General features: G+C 66.5%; 13 protein-coding genes and 1 riboswitch. Of the genes, 2 read left to right on the top strand and 11 right to left on the bottom strand.

Going from position 1 to position 15,052, the window contains the following annotated elements; genetic code table 11:
• Positions 1-2 precede the first annotated feature (2 nt).
• The 8 genes from BRAD285_RS26995 to BRAD285_RS27035 form a co-directional block, all read right to left on the bottom strand.
• Positions 3-818: an XdhC family protein gene (locus BRAD285_RS26995; RefSeq protein ID WP_006609283.1), complete on the bottom strand. Its 816-nt coding sequence runs from the start codon at positions 816-818 to the stop codon at positions 3-5.
• Positions 819-845: 27 nt separating this feature from the next.
• Positions 846-2,051, bottom strand: a complete 1,206-nt coding sequence (locus BRAD285_RS27000; RefSeq protein ID WP_006609284.1) for a VWA domain-containing protein — start codon at positions 2,049-2,051, stop codon at positions 846-848.
• Positions 2,048-2,917 (bottom strand): MoxR family ATPase, encoded by an 870-nt coding sequence (locus BRAD285_RS27005; RefSeq protein WP_006609285.1) that lies wholly within the window; start codon positions 2,915-2,917, stop codon positions 2,048-2,050. Before BRAD285_RS27005 ends, BRAD285_RS27000 begins: the two co-directional genes overlap by 4 nt.
• Positions 2,918-3,277: 360 nt before the next feature.
• Positions 3,278-5,698 (bottom strand): aerobic carbon-monoxide dehydrogenase large subunit, encoded by a 2,421-nt coding sequence (locus BRAD285_RS27010; RefSeq protein ID WP_006611353.1) that lies wholly within the window; start codon positions 5,696-5,698, stop codon positions 3,278-3,280.
• A complete protein-coding gene (locus tag BRAD285_RS27015; protein ID WP_087877671.1) occupies positions 5,695-6,195 on the bottom strand; it encodes a (2Fe-2S)-binding protein in 501 nt (166 codons plus the stop codon). The genes BRAD285_RS27010 and BRAD285_RS27015 overlap by 4 nt, the downstream gene beginning before the upstream one ends.
• 218 nt (positions 6,196-6,413) lie before the next feature.
• Entirely contained in the window at positions 6,414-7,277 is an 864-nt protein-coding gene (locus BRAD285_RS27020; RefSeq protein ID WP_006614913.1) for a xanthine dehydrogenase family protein subunit M, read from the bottom strand.
• Positions 7,278-7,781: 504 nt separating this feature from the next.
• On the bottom strand, positions 7,782-9,014 hold the full coding sequence (locus BRAD285_RS27030) for an MHYT domain-containing protein (RefSeq protein WP_006614912.1): 1,233 nt from the start codon (positions 9,012-9,014) through the stop codon (positions 7,782-7,784).
• 418 nt (positions 9,015-9,432) lie between these two features.
• Positions 9,433-10,035 (bottom strand): 6,7-dimethyl-8-ribityllumazine synthase, encoded by a 603-nt coding sequence (locus tag BRAD285_RS27035; protein ID WP_035648530.1) that lies wholly within the window; start codon positions 10,033-10,035, stop codon positions 9,433-9,435.
• 78 nt (positions 10,036-10,113) lie between these two features.
• Positions 10,114-10,309: riboswitch (FMN riboswitch) on the bottom strand.
• A 393-nt stretch (positions 10,310-10,702) separates the two neighbouring features.
• Here BRAD285_RS27035 and BRAD285_RS27040 point away from each other — a divergent pair.
• Positions 10,703-11,203: a YbjN domain-containing protein gene (locus BRAD285_RS27040; RefSeq protein WP_006614910.1), complete on the top strand. Its 501-nt coding sequence runs from the start codon at positions 10,703-10,705 to the stop codon at positions 11,201-11,203.
• A 164-nt stretch (positions 11,204-11,367) separates the two neighbouring features.
• Positions 11,368-12,195 carry a pyrroline-5-carboxylate reductase gene (gene proC, locus BRAD285_RS27045; RefSeq protein WP_006614909.1) on the top strand — a complete coding sequence of 276 codons (828 nt, stop codon included), beginning with the start codon at positions 11,368-11,370 and terminating at the stop codon, positions 12,193-12,195.
• A gap of 57 nt (positions 12,196-12,252) precedes the next feature.
• Here the strand turns inward: proC and BRAD285_RS27050 are convergent, their stop codons facing one another.
• The 3 genes from BRAD285_RS27050 to hisS form a co-directional block, all read right to left on the bottom strand.
• Positions 12,253-12,648, bottom strand: coding sequence for a thioesterase family protein (locus BRAD285_RS27050; RefSeq protein WP_006614908.1), 396 nt, complete (start codon positions 12,646-12,648; stop codon positions 12,253-12,255).
• 215 nt (positions 12,649-12,863) lie between these two features.
• Positions 12,864-13,067, bottom strand: coding sequence for a tautomerase family protein (locus BRAD285_RS27055; protein WP_006614907.1), 204 nt, complete (start codon positions 13,065-13,067; stop codon positions 12,864-12,866).
• A 216-nt stretch (positions 13,068-13,283) separates the two neighbouring features.
• Positions 13,284-14,882, bottom strand: a complete 1,599-nt coding sequence (gene hisS, locus BRAD285_RS27060) for a histidine--tRNA ligase (protein WP_006614906.1) — start codon at positions 14,880-14,882, stop codon at positions 13,284-13,286.
• Between the last annotated feature and the right edge of the window lie 170 nt (positions 14,883-15,052).

A 15,052-nucleotide genomic window follows, 5' to 3' on the forward strand; every position in this document is an offset into this window, starting at 1 on the left:
GATCAGCCGCGCTGGCCGCGTCGGCGCATCAACGTGATCTCGGCCAGGATCGACATTGCGATCTCCTCCGGCGTGATGGCGCCGAGATCGAGCCCGGCCGGCGCCTTCACCTTGTCGAGCCGAGCTGAGTCGATGCCGTCCTTCGTCAGCCTGTCCCGCAAGCTGTCCATCTTGCGGCGGCTGCCGACGAAGGCGTGATAGGCCGCTTCGCAGCCGAGTGCGGCACGCAGCGCGGCCTCATCACCCTTGCCTTGCGTCGACACCACGATGAAGCGACGGCCGCCGGCGAGATCGTCGAGTGCAAAGCCATCGACCACGCGATCCGCGTCCGGCGTGCCGACGATATCGGCCGATGGTGCGGCGAGCGTGACGTGATAGCCGAGCGGCCGCGCCTGCGCCGCGAGCGCCAGCGCCACCGGACTGGCGCCGAGGATCACCAGCGCGGGATGCGGCAGCACCGGCTCGACGAAGATGTCCATGGTGCCCTTGCTCGGGCACATGTTGGCGGCGAAGCGCACGCCCTCTTTCGTTTCGCCGGCCTTGACGCCGAGCTCGGCGAGCAGGTTCTCCGGCTGCACCGACACCATGCGCGGAATGCCATCAGCCAGCGCCTCCCGCGCCGCCTTCAGCACCGCTCCGCGCGCGCAGCCGCCACCGATCCAGCCGGCAACGATGCTGCCGTCGGGCCGGATGATCGCCTTGGCGCCGGCTTTGGCGGCGGTCACCGATACCGTGCGCACGACGGTGGCGAGCACGAAGCTTTCCTCGTTGGCTTTCAACTGCGCTGCGAGGTCGAGCATCTCCGTCGACGTCGTCATGGATGAGCTCCTCTCGACGGCATGGCCTCATAACCTCGCCAGATACGGCTCCAGCGCCGCCAGCGAATTCAGCGTGTGCGCGGGGGCATAGAGATCGACATGCGGCAGCGCGGCCTTGATGCCGCGCGCTTCCGGAGCGTAGCCGTCCCAGCCGAGCATGGGGTTGAGCCAGACGATGCGGCGGCAGCGGCGGCGCAGCTGCGCCATCTCACGGCCGAGCAACGCGGGATCGCCGGTGTCGTAGCCGTCGGAGACGATCATCACGCAAGTGCGCGAATGAATTACGCGCGCGGCGTGCCAGCGGTTGAAGGTCTGCAGACTCTCGCCGATGCGTGTGCCACCGCCCGCACCCTGCGCCATCATCGAGAGCCGGTCGAGCGCCCGCGCCGCGTCGCGCTCCTTCATTGCATCGGAGACATGGGCGAGCCGGGTGTGAAACAGGAACGCCTCGGCCTCGCGAAATTGATCGAGCACGCCGTGGACGAAACGCAGGAATACCGCGGTGTAGGCGCTCATCGAACCGGAGGCATCGAGCAGCACCACCAGCCGCAGCGGCTTCTCCTTGCGGCGGCGATGCACCAGCGCGATCGGCACGCCGCCATGACTGATGTTGCGATGGATGGTCCGGCGGAGATCAAGACGCTCGCCCTTGCGGCGCAGCTGATCGCGCCGCGTCAGCCGCGTGCGCATGGCCTTCGCCAGCCGCGCCGCGGCCTCATGCGCCAGCGCGACCTGGTCGGGATCGGCGAGCTTGCGGAAGTCGGTGTCACTGATCGACTCCACGCGCGAGGCGCCCTCGCGCTGGCCCTCACCGGATGCCTCGCGCGGGATCTCATCCGAGGGAATCTGCTCGGTCGCGCCTTGCGGACCGCGCTCGCCGCCGCCAGCATCCTGCAAGCTCTTCAGCGATGGGCTGTTCGCCGCCTGCGAATATCCCGACGCGAGCACCCGCGAGCGCACGCGCTTGCCGAGCCAGAACGCATCGAACAGACCATCGAAGCGATCCCACTCGCTCTTGCGTGCCGCGAACAGGTGCTTGAACGCGGAGCGCAGCAGGCCCGGCTTGTCGGCATAGCCCGCCGCCATCACCGCCGCCGCGTCGTGGCCTTCCGGCATTCCAACCGCGAAGCCGTTGTCGCGCAGCGTCCGGAGAAACGCACCGAGCCGGCCGGCGACGAGCCGCGCCACCGCGTCCATGTCCTCATGATCAGGAGTGGCGCCGCAGCAGCTCATGCGACCTTCCCCAGCAGCCGCGCCGTGACCTCGCGGGAGACGCGGGAGCGATCCTCGTGAGTCTTGAGCAGGCAGATCAGCGTGTCGTGGACGACTTCCGGCTGATCCTTGAGGTCGCGGATATCAAGCCCGACCAGCGCCGCGGCCCAATCGAGCGTCTCGGCGACACCCGGCACCTTGCGCAGCTCCTCCTTGCGCAGGCCCTCGACCATCCGCGCGATCTGCAGCGCAAGCTGCGCGGAGGCGCCGTCGATCCGTGCCAGGATGATGCGGGCCTCGCGGTCGACGTCGGGATAGTTGACATAGTGATACAGGCAGCGCCGGCGCAGCGCGTCCGACAGCTCGCGGGTGCCGTTGGATGTCAGCACCACATGCGGGATGCTCCTCGCCTTGATGGTGCCGAGCTCGGGGATCGAGACCTGGAAGTCGGACAACAGCTCCAGCAGGAACGCCTCGAATTCGTCATCGGCACGGTCGATCTCGTCGATCAGCAGCACCGGCGGCGTGGCGCGACGGATCGCGGCGAGCAGCGGGCGTTCGAGCAGATATTTCTCGGAGAAGATCTGGTCCTCGATGGCGTCGGCATGGCCACGATGCGCCTCGATCGCCAGGAGCTGGCGCTGGTAGTTCCACTCGTAGAGCGCGGCGCTCTGATCGAGCCCCTCGTAGCATTGCAGTCGGATCAGCTCGGTGCCGTGGACCTCAGCCAGCGCCTTCGCGACCTCGGTCTTGCCGACGCCGGCCTCGCCCTCCAGCAGCAACGGCCGCTTCAACAGCTGCATCAGCGCAATCGCCGTCGCCAGCTCGCCATCGGCGATGTAGCCGCAGGCGGCGAGAGATTGCGCGATGTCGTCGCGGGTTTTCATCGTTACTGTCGTTCCTCGTGGCGGTGTCGGCGGTCTTCACCTCTCCCCGCGTGCGGGGAGAGGTCGGATCGCATCGCAAGATGCGATCCGGGTGAGGGGGCTTTCCGCGAGGTCACTGGGTGTGGCTGCCCCTCACCCCAACCCTCTCCCCGTGAAGAACGGGGAGAGGGAGCGCACTACCGATGCCGCTATGTCTCTTTAAACAGTTTCGCTCGCTCTCTCCGCGTCATTGCGAGCGAAGCGAAGCAATCCAGGGGCTCGGGTGGGACTCTGGATTGCTTCCGCCGTCGCCCTTCGGGCTATGGCGGACACATCGTCGCTTCGCTCCTCGCAATGACGCCTGTGCTCTGGATGAGAGACCTAAGCCACCACACCCAAATTCTTCGCCGCCTGCCAGTTGCGCCAGAAGTCGTGGGGCATCTGGATGTGCGTCGCGCCCAGGAACGAGAACGCGTCGTTGACCGCGTTCGAGAACGCGGGCACGCCGCCGACATTGGGGCTTTCGCCGACGCCCTTGGCGCCGATCGGGTGGTGCGGCGACGGGGTCACCGTGTAGTCGGTCTCCCAATGCGGGGTCTCCACCGCAGTCGGCATGAAGAAATCCATGAACGAGCCGGTGACGACGTTGCCCTCGGCATCGTAGCGGATTTCCTGGCCCATCGCGATGGCGAAGGCCTCGGTGAGGCCGCCATGGACCTGGCCCTCGATGATCATCGGGTTGATGCGGGTGCCGCAATCGTCGAGCGCGTAGAAGCGCCGGACCTTGTACACGCCGGTGTCGACGTCGATGTCCATCACGCAGAGATAGGCGCCGAACGGATAGGTCATGTTGGGCGGATCGTAGTAGCTGACCGCCTCGAGCCCCGGCTCCATGCCCGGGGGCACCGAGTTGTACGCCGCCCAGCAGATGTCCTTCATCGACATCGCCTTCTCCGGCAGGCCCTTGACCCGGAAGCGGTCGATGTCCCATTCGAGATCGTCCTCGTGAACCTCGAGCTTGTAGGCCGCAATCATCTGCGCCTTGGCCTTGATCTTGCGCGCAGCCATCGCGATGGCCGCGCCAGCCACCGGCGTCGAGCGCGAGCCGTAGGTGCCGAGGCCGTAAGGCGCGGTGTCGGTGTTGCCCTCCTCGACCATGATATTGTCGGCGGGAATGCCGATCTCGCTGGCGATGATCTGCGCCCAGGTGGTCTCGTGCCCCTGGCCCTGGCTCTTGGTGCCCATCCGCGCGATGCCGGCCCCCGTGGGATGCAGCCGGATCTCGCAGGAATCGAACATCGCGATCCCCAGGATGTCGCAGTTCTTCGACGGGCCGGCGCCGACGATCTCGGTGAAGAAGGAGATGCCGAGGCCCATGATCTCGCGGGTCTCACCGCGCTTGAACGCCGCGCGCTTCTCCGCCTGCTCCTTGCGAAGACCGGCATAGTCGACAGTCTCCATCATCTTGCGCATGGCGGTGTGATAGTCGCCGGAATCGTATTCCCACCCCAAGGCCGAGTGATACGGAAACTGCTCCGGCTTGACGAAGTTCTTCAGCCGCAGCTCCGCCGGATCCATGCCCAGCTTCTGCGCGAGAATGTCCATCGCGCGCTCGATGCAATAGGCCGCCTCGGTGACGCGGAACGAGCAACGATAGGCGACGCCGCCCGGCGCCTTGTTGGTGTAGACGCCGTCGACCACGAGATGCGCGACCGGGAAGTCGTAGGAGCCGGTGACGATGTTGAAGAAGCCGGCCGGCCATTTCGACGGATCCGCGCAGGCATCGAAGCCGCCGTGATCGGCGAGCACATGCACGCGCAGGCCGGTGACCTTGCCATCCCTGGTCGCGGCGATCTCGGTCGTCATGTGATAGTCGCGCGCGAACGCAGTCGCGGTGAGATTCTCGATGCGGTCCTCGACCCATTTCACCGGCTTGCCGGTGACGATCGAAGCCACGGCCGCGCAGATGTAGCCGGGATAGGCGCCGACCTTGTTGCCGAAGCCGCCGCCGATATCCGGCGCGATGACGTGGATCTTCTGCTCAGGGAGCTTGGCGATCAGCGACACCACGGTGCGGATGACGTGCGGCGCCTGGAAGGTGCCCCAGATCGTCAACTCGCCCTTGATCTTGTCGAACGAACAGACGCACTGGCAGGTCTCGAGCGGCGACGGATGGGTGCGGTGATAGGAGATCATCTCCTTGATCGTCACATCCGCCTTCTTGAACGCCGCATCGGTCAGCTCCTTGTCGCCGACGCTCCACTCGAAGATGTGGTTGTGGTGCTTGCGCGGGCCGTGCGCGCCTGATGTCTTGCCGGTAAGATCCTCGCGCAGGACAGGCGCATCCGGGTCCATCGCCTTGAACGGATCGACCAGCACCGGCAGCGGCTCGTAGTCGACGACCACCTTGGAGACGCCGTCATCGGCGGCGTAGCGATCGGTGGCGACGACGAAGGCAACCTCCTGGTTCTGGAACAGCACCTTGCCATCGGCGAGCACCATCTGCACGTCGCCGGCCAATGTCGGCATCCAGGCGAGGTTGACGGTCTTCAAGGTCTCGGCGGTGATCACTGCGAGCACGCCCGGCACCTTCAGGGCGTCCTCGGTGTGGATCGCCTTCACCCGGGCATGGGCATGCGGCGAGCGCACGAAGTCGCCATGCAGCATGCCCGGCAGCTTGACGTCATCGACGTAGTTGCCCTTGCCTTGGGTGAAGCGGATGTCCTCGACGCGCTTGCGCCGGCAGCCCATGCCTTCGAGCGCGGCTTCGCGTTGTTCCCGCGTGGGAGTCATGTCGTTCATTCCGCGGCCTCCTGGAATTCAACGCCGTTGATCTTGGCGGCGGCGTATTGGATTGCCTTGACGATGTTCTGATAGCCGGTGCAGCGGCAGATATTGCCGGAGATGCCGGCGCGGATCTCGGCTTCCGTCGGCGACGGATTCTCCTTCAGCAGCCGATGCGCGCGCAGAATCATTCCGGGCGTGCAGAAGCCGCATTGCAGGCCGTGCATCATGCGAAAGCCTTCCTGCAGCGGCGACAAGGTGCCGTCGGCATTGGCCATGCCCTCGATCGTGGTGATCTCGGCACCGTTGGCCTGCACCGCCAGCATGGTGCAGCTCTTCACGCTCATGCCGTCGATATCGATAGTGCAGGCGCCGCAATGGCTGGTCTCGCAGCCGATATGCGTGCCGGTGAGCTGCGCCTGCTCGCGCAGGAAGTGGACCAGAAGCGTGCGCGGCTCCGCGAGGCCCTCGACCTCGCTGCCGTTCACCTTCATCGTGACATGGGTTTTGGGCATTCGGTGCTCCCTGGAAGATTCTTTTGAGCTTTGTGCCGAGCTATCAGCCGCGATCTCGGTGCGCTCCCCTCCCCCTTGTGGGGAGGGGTCGGGGGTGGGGGTCCCAGGAAAGACCACCCGCGTGGACCCCCCACCCCGACCCTCCCCCGCCTAGCGAAGCTCCGCTTCGCGCGGGGGGAGGGAGAAGAGCGTTTGCGCCGCAACGGCAGTGTCACTAACTAATTGGCCCTGCTCGCCGCGCGCTGCAGCGCGCGCATCACCATGATGCCGCCGACATGCACGCGATACTCGGCCGGCCCCCGCGCATCGGACGCCGGCTGCATGATCGCGCGCGCCGCCGTTGCCGCGGCCTTCAGCGCCGCCTCGTCCAGCGTGGTCCCGATCACCGCCTTCGCCGCGTCGGTCGCCAACAGCGGCGTCTCATGCAGGTTGGTCAGCGAAATCACGCAGCTCGCCACCTTGCCGCCGGCCATCGTCAGCACGACGCCCGCCGCCGCGGTCGCATAATCGCCCACCTTGCGCTTCAGCTTCTCATAGGCGTAGCCGTGACCCGCGGGCGGCACGGGAATGGTGACTCCCGTCAGGATCTCGCCAGGCTCCAGCGCCGTGAAATACGCCCCCTGGTAAAACTCCCGCGCCGCGACCTCGCGGGCGCCGTTCGGTCCCTCCAGCCGATAACTCGCATCCAGCGCCAGCATCAGCGCCGGCATGTCGTTGCCGGGATCGCCATTGGCGACATTGCCGCCCAGCGTGCCGCGATAGCGCACCTGCGGATCGGCAATCAGCAGCGCCGCCTCGTGCAGGATCGGCAACGCCTCACCGATCTCCTTGGAGGCCAAAAGCTCTGCCTGCGTCGTCATCGCACCGATCGCGATGCGGTCGCCGTCGCGGCAGATGCCCTTGAGGCCGGCGATGCCGTGCAGGTCGATCAGATGCGCCGGCGTCGCCAACCGCAGCTTCATCATCGGCAGCAGGCTGTGGCCGCCAGCGAGCGGACGCGCGTCGTCACCGAGATCGGCGAGCAGCTTGATCGCATCGCCGACACTCGCGGGCCGGTGATAGTCGAACGGGCCTGGAATCATGGCGTTCCCTCCTGGACTGGCTTGCCTTGACGGCTAGGCCTTGCGCGGATGCAGTGGGCGTTCATGCTGCGAGAGCGAAAGCGAACGCGGGCGCATTGCGCTGTTGGCGGGAAGTTCGATCCTGATTGGCGGATCGCGCAACGAAGCCGGCACGGAGAGCGATGAATTCGCACGAGTTGCGGATCAGCGCGCACGAATTGCGACAGCGACGCCGACCTAATTATGCGCGCCGCGAGGCCGATCCGATCGGCAGGACCCAAACTCGCTGAACCAAGCTTGAGTTCAGATTCCTCCTCGCCGTCATGGCCGGGCTTGTCCCGGCCATCCACGTCGTTCGGCGTGCTGGGAAAGACGTGGATGCCCGGGACAAGCCCGGGCATGACGGAGCAACTAACCCGCAGGATCGCTCGTCGCGACGGCCTGCATCTCGCTATACGAGAGTCCTGATGCGAACGCGTGCGATGCAGAAAGATCTGCGCGTCGTATTTGCAGTTGCGAACAGATTTAGGCCGGCCGCCGCAGCCCGAGCCGCGCCTTGACTTCGGCGACCTTGGCGCGGCTCACCGGCACGCGCGGCTTGGACGGGCCGTCCAGCTCGATGATCGCGCCCTCGCCTTCCTTGCCGACGAAGGTCACGTGCTCGATCGCGACGATGTGACTCCGATGCACGCGGATGAAGCGGCCGGGATCGAGCTGGGCCTCGGCCTCGGAGATCGACCACGGGCACATCCGCTCGCGGGTGCCGTCGTGCACTCGGGTGTAGTGCGCGTCGGCGCGGACGCTGCGGACATCGCCGGCGTCGATAAAGTGGGTGCCATTGGCGCCTTCGAGCGGCAGCCGCACGGCTGCGATGCGTGGCGGCTGGCCGATGCCGCCGAGCGGCGCGGCGGTGATGCGGGTGGACGCGATGGTCTCGACGGGTTCTGCAGGCGACGGCGCAGCGGATTGCGCTGGCGGCGGCATGGCCGGCTCAGGCGCCAGTTCAGGGGCGGGCTCGGCCAACACCGTTGCCGGCTGCGACGCGCGATGCGGCTCCGGCACCAGTGACAGCAGGAAGCCTGCGGCGACGACAAAACACAGCACGGCGACCACGATCGCCAGCGCCTGCGGTGATGCCGCAAGCCCCGCGGCCTGATGATGGTGGCCCTCGCCGGCCGGCACCACATGCATGCCCAGCATCGCCGTATAATGCATGCCTGACACGGCAATGCCGAAGGCGAGCGCGCTGATGGCAAGCCGCAAGCCATCCTGCCGCGCCAGGAAGATGCGCAAGCCTCCGTAGGCGGCAACGATCGCAATCGCGACCGACAGCGCCACCAGCGCCGGGTCATGCGTCAGTCCAAAGCTTCCGGCGAGCCCGTGCATCCCGACATAATGCATGCTGGCGATGCCGGCGCCGAGCAGCAGCGCCGAGGGAATGACGCGCTTGGCCGAGGGATCACCGATGCTGACGAAGAACAGCGAGATGCCGACGACGAGCGCGCAGATCAGGAAGGAGATGATGGTCGGCAGCACCAGATAGACGGCATCGGTGGGCATGGGCGCGGCCATCATGCCCACGAAATGCATCGTCCAGATGCCCACCGCCAGGATCGCCGCCGCGCCGGACAGCAGCACGCGCGGATTCGCTCCCGGCCCGCTGCGGATGCGCGCCGTCAGACTGAATCCGGTATAGCCACCCAGGCTCGCGATCACGACCGAGAGCGCGACGAGATAAGGATCGTATCCTTCGATCATCCTTGCCGGCCGCCCGTCGCCACGGGCCAGCCTCCTCCCGGGAGAGGTTTTACAGGGGGCGGGCGGGGAATGACAACACAAGGCGGGGAGCGCGAGAGGGCGTGATGTCGCTGCGTGGCAGGACTGATGTGCGCGCAACATTTCGGTCGCGAAGTTGGGATTCGAGCTCTCACCGCGAAGACGATGCACTCCCCTCCCCCTTGCGGGGAGGGGTCGGGGGTGGGGGTCCACGCATTCCGCTCAAAGTGATGAGCTTCGACTCCGGTAAGGCATTTTGTCGGAAGTGAGTCTCACGGAATTCAGCGTCCGGAGACCCCCCGCAAGGGGGAGGGGAGCCGACTGCCCGTGTCGAGGGATGTGCGATCTTGCAATCAGAAAGCGTGCGGCTGACCTCCGCCAGCCACACGCGCTCACCCGGTCAGATGATCCCCGCCGCTACTTGGCTGCGCAGCCGCTCGAGGCTCAGCAGGGTCTCCGCGCATGCCGTGGCCACTTCGACGCCCTTGGTCGCAAAGTGCTTCCGGAAGAAATCGAAATGCGCCTGCGTCTCGTGGAATTGCTGCGGGGTCAGCACCGCCGAGAACACCGGCACCTCGGTGCGCAGCTGCACGTCCATCAAAGCCTTGATGACGGTGTCGGCGACGAATTCGTGGCGATAGATGCCGCCATCGACGACGAGGCCGGCAGCGACGATCGCGGTGTAGCGACGCGTCTTGGCGAGCAGTTGTGCATGCAGCGGGATCTCGAAAGAGCCCGGCACCTCGAAGATGTCGACGCGGTCGCGGGCAATGTGGCGTGCCTCGATCTCGTCGAGGAACGCCACGCGGCATTCGGCGACAACGTCGCGATGCCAGGCCGATTGCACGAAGGCGACCCGCTGCGGCTTGGCGAAGCGGGGATGCGCCGGCGCTGGCGGCCGCTCCTCGGGTGGTGAGGCGACCGGCGTCTCCGCCGGCGGCGCGGTTTCGGTGGTGGTGTCGATGGAGGTGGTGTCGATGGAGTCTTGCAGCATCTGATTCATGGTTGTCCTCGTTGAGAGACCAGAATCAGGGCACACGGAACGACGACGCCCCCACGCTGAATTGCGCGGGGTGCCGGGACCCGTTCTCTTTCATCCGGACTTTAACCGTCGGCTTCGGAGTCACACCGAATCTGCTGACCCTTCTCTTCGAGGCGCGATCCGGAGAACGGGATTCTCCAGATCATGCGTTGTAGAGAAGGCGCTCGCGGGCTCGCGCTCTCGACCGAGACCGCTTACCGCCGGTGGGGAATTTCGCCCCGCCCTGAGAACATGAGCCGCCCGGCTGGACGGCCCGCATGAACTATGCAGGCGCTCTTAGGCTGCGGCAAGGCCCGACGGCCGCAATCCACGAGGGCCGGCCATGCAGCCCGCGGCCGTCGTTCCTGCGGCAAAATCGGCCCAGCCGGCGCATTTGCGGCGATTCCGATTCCGTTTTGTTCTCGTTTGGCCATGATTCCACAGGCTGGACAGGAGTTGTGGACGAAGCGGTGTTTCGCTGTGGACGGACTCGCCCCCCCGTTGCGCAGATTCCGCAAATCACATCAGTTTGTCCTCGCACGCCCGGGGCACCTCCGGGGCTGCAAGCCAGGTCGCGAAGCGCCGTGAGGGCGCGGGCCGGGTCGCCGCGTATGTACCAACGAGATCAAGAAGACGAGGTCGAGACGGCATGTCCCTGCTCGAAAGCACTATCGATTCCGGAAATCATCCTTTGAGCGTCGTCGAGAACATCGCCGCCGACAACAACTGGATGTTCGAGCGCTCCGGCGAGGACGAGATCACGATCGCCTCCAAGGGCCAGTGGACCGACTACCAAATCTCCTTCACCTGGATGGGTGAGATCGAGGCGCTGCATCTGGCCTGCGCCTTCGACATGAAGATTCCGGAAGCGCGCCGCGCCGAGGTGCAGCGGCTGATCGCGGCCATCAACGAGCAGCTCTGGCTCGGCCATTTCGACATCTGGACCCACACCGGCATGGTGATGCACCGCCAGGCCCTGGTGCTGCCCGGCGGCATCACCGCCTCGGGTCCGCAATGCGAGAGCATGCTGGCCGGCGCCATCCACGCCTGCGAGCGCTATTTCCCGGCCTTCCAGTTCGTGGTGTGGGCCGGCAAGTCGACCCAGGAGGCCATGGCGGCGGCGCTGTTCGATACGGAAGGCGAGGCATAAGCGGCCGGCGCCTCGACACACTCGGTGTCGTCCCGGCCTTGAGCCGGGATCCATACCGCGTGATATCGGCGTGGCGCGCGATGCTTGTCGCTCTGCCCTCGCTCCACTAGAACCGCCTGCGTTTATGGGTCCCGGCTTTCGCCGGGACGACAGTGGAGTGCGTCGTGGCTTCAGCGGACAACAACCTGCTTCATCACTTCACCGGCACGATCGTGCTCGCCGGCGCCGGCAAGATGGGCGGGGCGATGCTGACCGGCTGGCTGGCTGGTGGCCTCGATCCCAAGCGTGTCGTCGTGATCGAGCCGATGCCGTCGGCGGAGATTACGGCGCTGGCGGCCAGGGGCGTCCGGCTCAATCCGACGGATGCCGCGCCGGCTGAGGTCGTCATTCTCGCCGTCAAGCCGCAGATGTTCCGCGACGCCGGGCCGGCGCTGAAATCCTGGGTGGGCGACGCCACGCTGGTGCTGTCCATCATGGCCGGCACGACGATCGCGAGCCTGCAGCAGGTCGTGGGCGGCGCTGTCGTCCGCGCGATGCCGAACACGCCGGCCGCGATCGGCCGCGGCATCACGGTCGCGGTGCCCGCCGCCAATGTCAGCACCGCGCAGCGCGCGCTGACCGATGCGCTGCTGCGCGCGACGGGTGGCATCGAGTGGGTCGACGACGAGGCGCTCATGGATGCGGTCACCGCCGTATCCGGCTCCGGCCCCGCATATGTGTTCCTGCTCGCCGAGGAGCTGGCCCGCGCCGGCGTCGCCGCCGGCCTGCCCGAGGCACTGGCCACCAAACTCGCCCGCGACACGGTCTCGGGCGCCGGCGAGCTGCTGCGTCAGTCGGAGTTGCCATCGGCGACCTTGCGGCAGAACGTCACCTCGCCCGGCGGCACGACCGCAGCCGCGCTGTCGGTGCTGATGGCCGGTGACGGCTTCCAGCCGCTGCTGGAGCGCGCGGTGGCGGCCGCGACAGCACGGTCGAAGGAATTGGCGAAGTAGCCGGCAGCGCCGCAGCTGCCACCCTCCCCTCGAGGGTGCCCTCCAGGGCAGGGTGAACTAAGGCACCGCGAAGCGCTTCTTGAACTGCTCGACATTGATCAGGCCGCGGCCATGGCGGCCACCGCCGATCTTCACATCGCCATGATAGGCCTCGACGCTGAAGCGGATGACGCGGCGCTCGACCTCGATCACTTCGGCCACGGTGCGGATGGTGGCCCCCACCGGCGACGCCGCGAGATGGCGGATGTTGACCTCGGTGCCGACGGTGACCCAGCCCGGCGGCAACATCGGCTTGATGGCGTCGCCCGACGTCATCTCCATCTCCAGGATCATCATCGGCGTCGCATAGACCATCGGCATATCAGGCACGAAATGCCCGACCGTGCGCTCCGGCGGCACGACCAGCAGACGCTCGGCGCGCATGCCCGGCTTGATGAAGTCACGTGCGTCCATGGGTGCTCCGAATTCCGCTGTCGTCCCGGACAAGCTGCGACGCGCGAAGCGCGGCGTGGCGCCGATCCGGGACCCATACGCCGCGCCGGTCGTGACGGGCAAAAAGCCAATGACCAGCGTGCCTTGAACCGCTCCCTGGGGATATGGGTCCCGGCGTTCGCCGGGACGACAGCGGTGAATGGCGATGGCCACGCTCCGCCGGTGCGGCGTCTGGGCTACTTCTTCTGCTCGGCCAGGCGCTCGACGAAGGTCTTGCCGCCCTTCATCTTGTGGGTCAGCGGCGCCTCGTTGATCTGGATGACGACGGCTTCGGGGTCGACGCCGAGATGCGTCACCAGCGCCTTGCTGATGTCGCGCATCATGTTGGTCTTCTGCTCTTCGGTCCGGCCGGCGGCCATGTTGATGGTGATCTCGGGCATTGAGTTTCTCCTTGTATCTCTCGTCGTTCTTACGATTGGCTCGTGAGTAAGATCGTCATCGCGAGGAGCGAAGCGACGAAGCGATCCAGGGCTGCTCCGAAAGATCGTTCTACCTAGCCCCTGGATTGCTTCGCTTCGCTCGCAATGACGTAACAAATCAACGGCGCCGTTTGACATGATGGATGCGCGGGTCAAGCCCGCGCATGACGAGTATCCCTACCCCCAGCTCACATCATGGCGCGCGAGCACCTCGCGGACCGCGGCGACGAGTTCGTCCTCCTTGGCCGAGAATTGCGCCGGGCGGCTCTCGCGCCATTCCTGGTTGGAGGCGATCGCGGCCGCGGCCTTGGCGCCCTCAATCAGGTCCTTGATCTGGACCTCGCCGCGCGCCTTCTCGTCCGAGCCCTGGATGATGACGCAGGGCGCGTTGCGGCGGTCGGCATATTTGAGCTGGTTGCCCATGTTCTTCGGGTTGCCGAGATAGAGCTCGGCGCGGATGCCATGGCCGCGCAGGGTCGAGACCATCTTCTGATAGTCGGCGACGCGATCGCGATCGAACACGGTGACGACCACGGGGCCGAAGGCGGGGCGCGTGTCGAGCTTGCCGAGCAAGGTCAGCGCCGCCTGCAGCCGCGACACGCCGATCGAGAACCCGGTCGCCGGCACCGGCTCGCCGCGGAAGCGCGAGACCAGACCATCATAACGGCCGCCACCGCCGACCGAGCCGAACACCACCGGCTGGCCCTTCTCGTTCGGGATCGCGGCCAGCAGCTGCGCCTCGAACACCGGGCCCGTGTAGTATTCGAGACCGCGCACGACCGATGGATCGACCATGATCTGGCTGTGATAGCCGGCGGCATCGACCAGACGCGCGATCTCGACGAGCTCGTTCAGGCCGTCGACCGCGAGCTTCGAGTCGGCAAAGGTCTCGCGCAGCATGTCCACGATGCGGCGCGCGATGTCGTACTCATTCTCCTTGCGATCGGTATCGCCGGCGAGTCGCTGCGCGACATCCTTGTCGCCGGAATAGGCGAGCGTCGGCGGCGCGACCAGGGAGCGCGCATTGACGAAGGTCTCGATCTTCCTGATCTGCGTCTCGTCGAGTCCGGCGCCCTTGGTGAAGTCACCGCTCTCGTCCTTGCGGCCAGCGCCCAGCAGCTCGCGCACGCCGCGCTCGCCGAGACGGTCGAGCTTGTCGATCGCGCGCAGCACCGTCAGGCGGCGGCCGATGTTCTCGTCGCCACCAAGGCCGATCGCCTCCATCACGCCGTCGAGCACCTTGCGATTGTTGACCTTGATCGCGTAGTCGCCGCGCGCAATACCGAGTGCCTCCAAGGTATCGGCCGCCATCATGCACATCTCGGCATCCGCCGCCGGCGAAGCCGAGCCGACGGTGTCGGCGTCGAACTGCATGAACTGGCGGAAACGGCCGGGGCCGGGCTTTTCGTTGCGGAAGACGTAGCCGGAGCGGTAGCTGCGATAGGGCAGCACCAGGCCGTCGGTGCCGTAACGCTCGCCGACATAGCGCGCGAGCGGCGCGGTGAGGTCGTAGCGCAGCGAGATCCACTGCTCGTCATCGTCCTGGAACGAGAACACGCCCTCGTTCGGGCGGTCCTGGTCCGGCAGGAACTTGCCGAGCGCGTCGGTGTATTCGAACGCCGGCGTCTCCACCGGCTCAAAGCCGTAGCGCTCGTAGACAACGCGGATCTTCTCGACCATCTCGCGCGTCGCCGCGATCGCCGCGGGGCCGCGATCCTCGAGCCCGCGCGGCAGCCGCGCCTTCAGCTTCTGGGGTTTCTTGGGTTTGTCGGACATGGGACTCGACACGTAGGGTGGGCAAAGCGCAGCGTGCCCACCGTGGGTGACAAACACCGCAGCGGTGGGCACGGCCCGCTTCGCGGTCCTTTGCCCACCCTACGGGATGGAATGCGTTGAAGGGTTGGTAGCAGCCAGGGCGGGGGGCGGCAACCCGAAGGGCGGGTTGG

The sequence above is a fragment of the Bradyrhizobium sp. ORS 285 genome, assembly GCF_900176205.1.
Taxonomy (GTDB): Bacteria; Pseudomonadota; Alphaproteobacteria; order Rhizobiales; family Xanthobacteraceae; genus Bradyrhizobium.

Bases quoted from the DNA above. Each gene is read 5' to 3' on its own strand.
- BRAD285_RS26995 (WP_006609283.1), bottom strand. From the start codon at position 818: ATGACGACGTCGACGGAGATGCTCGACCTCGCAGCGCAGTTGAAAGCC.
- BRAD285_RS27000 (WP_006609284.1), bottom strand. From the start codon at position 2,051: ATGAGCTGCTGCGGCGCCACTCCTGATCATGAGGACATGGACGCGGTG.
- BRAD285_RS27005 (WP_006609285.1), bottom strand. From the start codon at position 2,917: ATGAAAACCCGCGACGACATCGCGCAATCTCTCGCCGCCTGCGGCTAC.
- BRAD285_RS27010 (WP_006611353.1), bottom strand. From the start codon at position 5,698: ATGAACGACATGACTCCCACGCGGGAACAACGCGAAGCCGCGCTCGAA.
- BRAD285_RS27015 (WP_087877671.1), bottom strand. From the start codon at position 6,195: ATGCCCAAAACCCATGTCACGATGAAGGTGAACGGCAGCGAGGTCGAG.
- BRAD285_RS27020 (WP_006614913.1), bottom strand. From the start codon at position 7,277: ATGATTCCAGGCCCGTTCGACTATCACCGGCCCGCGAGTGTCGGCGAT.
- BRAD285_RS27030 (WP_006614912.1), bottom strand. From the start codon at position 9,014: ATGATCGAAGGATACGATCCTTATCTCGTCGCGCTCTCGGTCGTGATC.
- BRAD285_RS27035 (WP_035648530.1), bottom strand. From the start codon at position 10,035: ATGAATCAGATGCTGCAAGACTCCATCGACACCACCTCCATCGACACC.
- BRAD285_RS27040 (WP_006614910.1), top strand. From the start codon at position 10,703: ATGTCCCTGCTCGAAAGCACTATCGATTCCGGAAATCATCCTTTGAGC.
- BRAD285_RS27050 (WP_006614908.1), bottom strand. From the start codon at position 12,648: ATGGACGCACGTGACTTCATCAAGCCGGGCATGCGCGCCGAGCGTCTG.
- BRAD285_RS27055 (WP_006614907.1), bottom strand. From the start codon at position 13,067: ATGCCCGAGATCACCATCAACATGGCCGCCGGCCGGACCGAAGAGCAG.
- hisS (WP_006614906.1), bottom strand. From the start codon at position 14,882: ATGTCCGACAAACCCAAGAAACCCCAGAAGCTGAAGGCGCGGCTGCCG.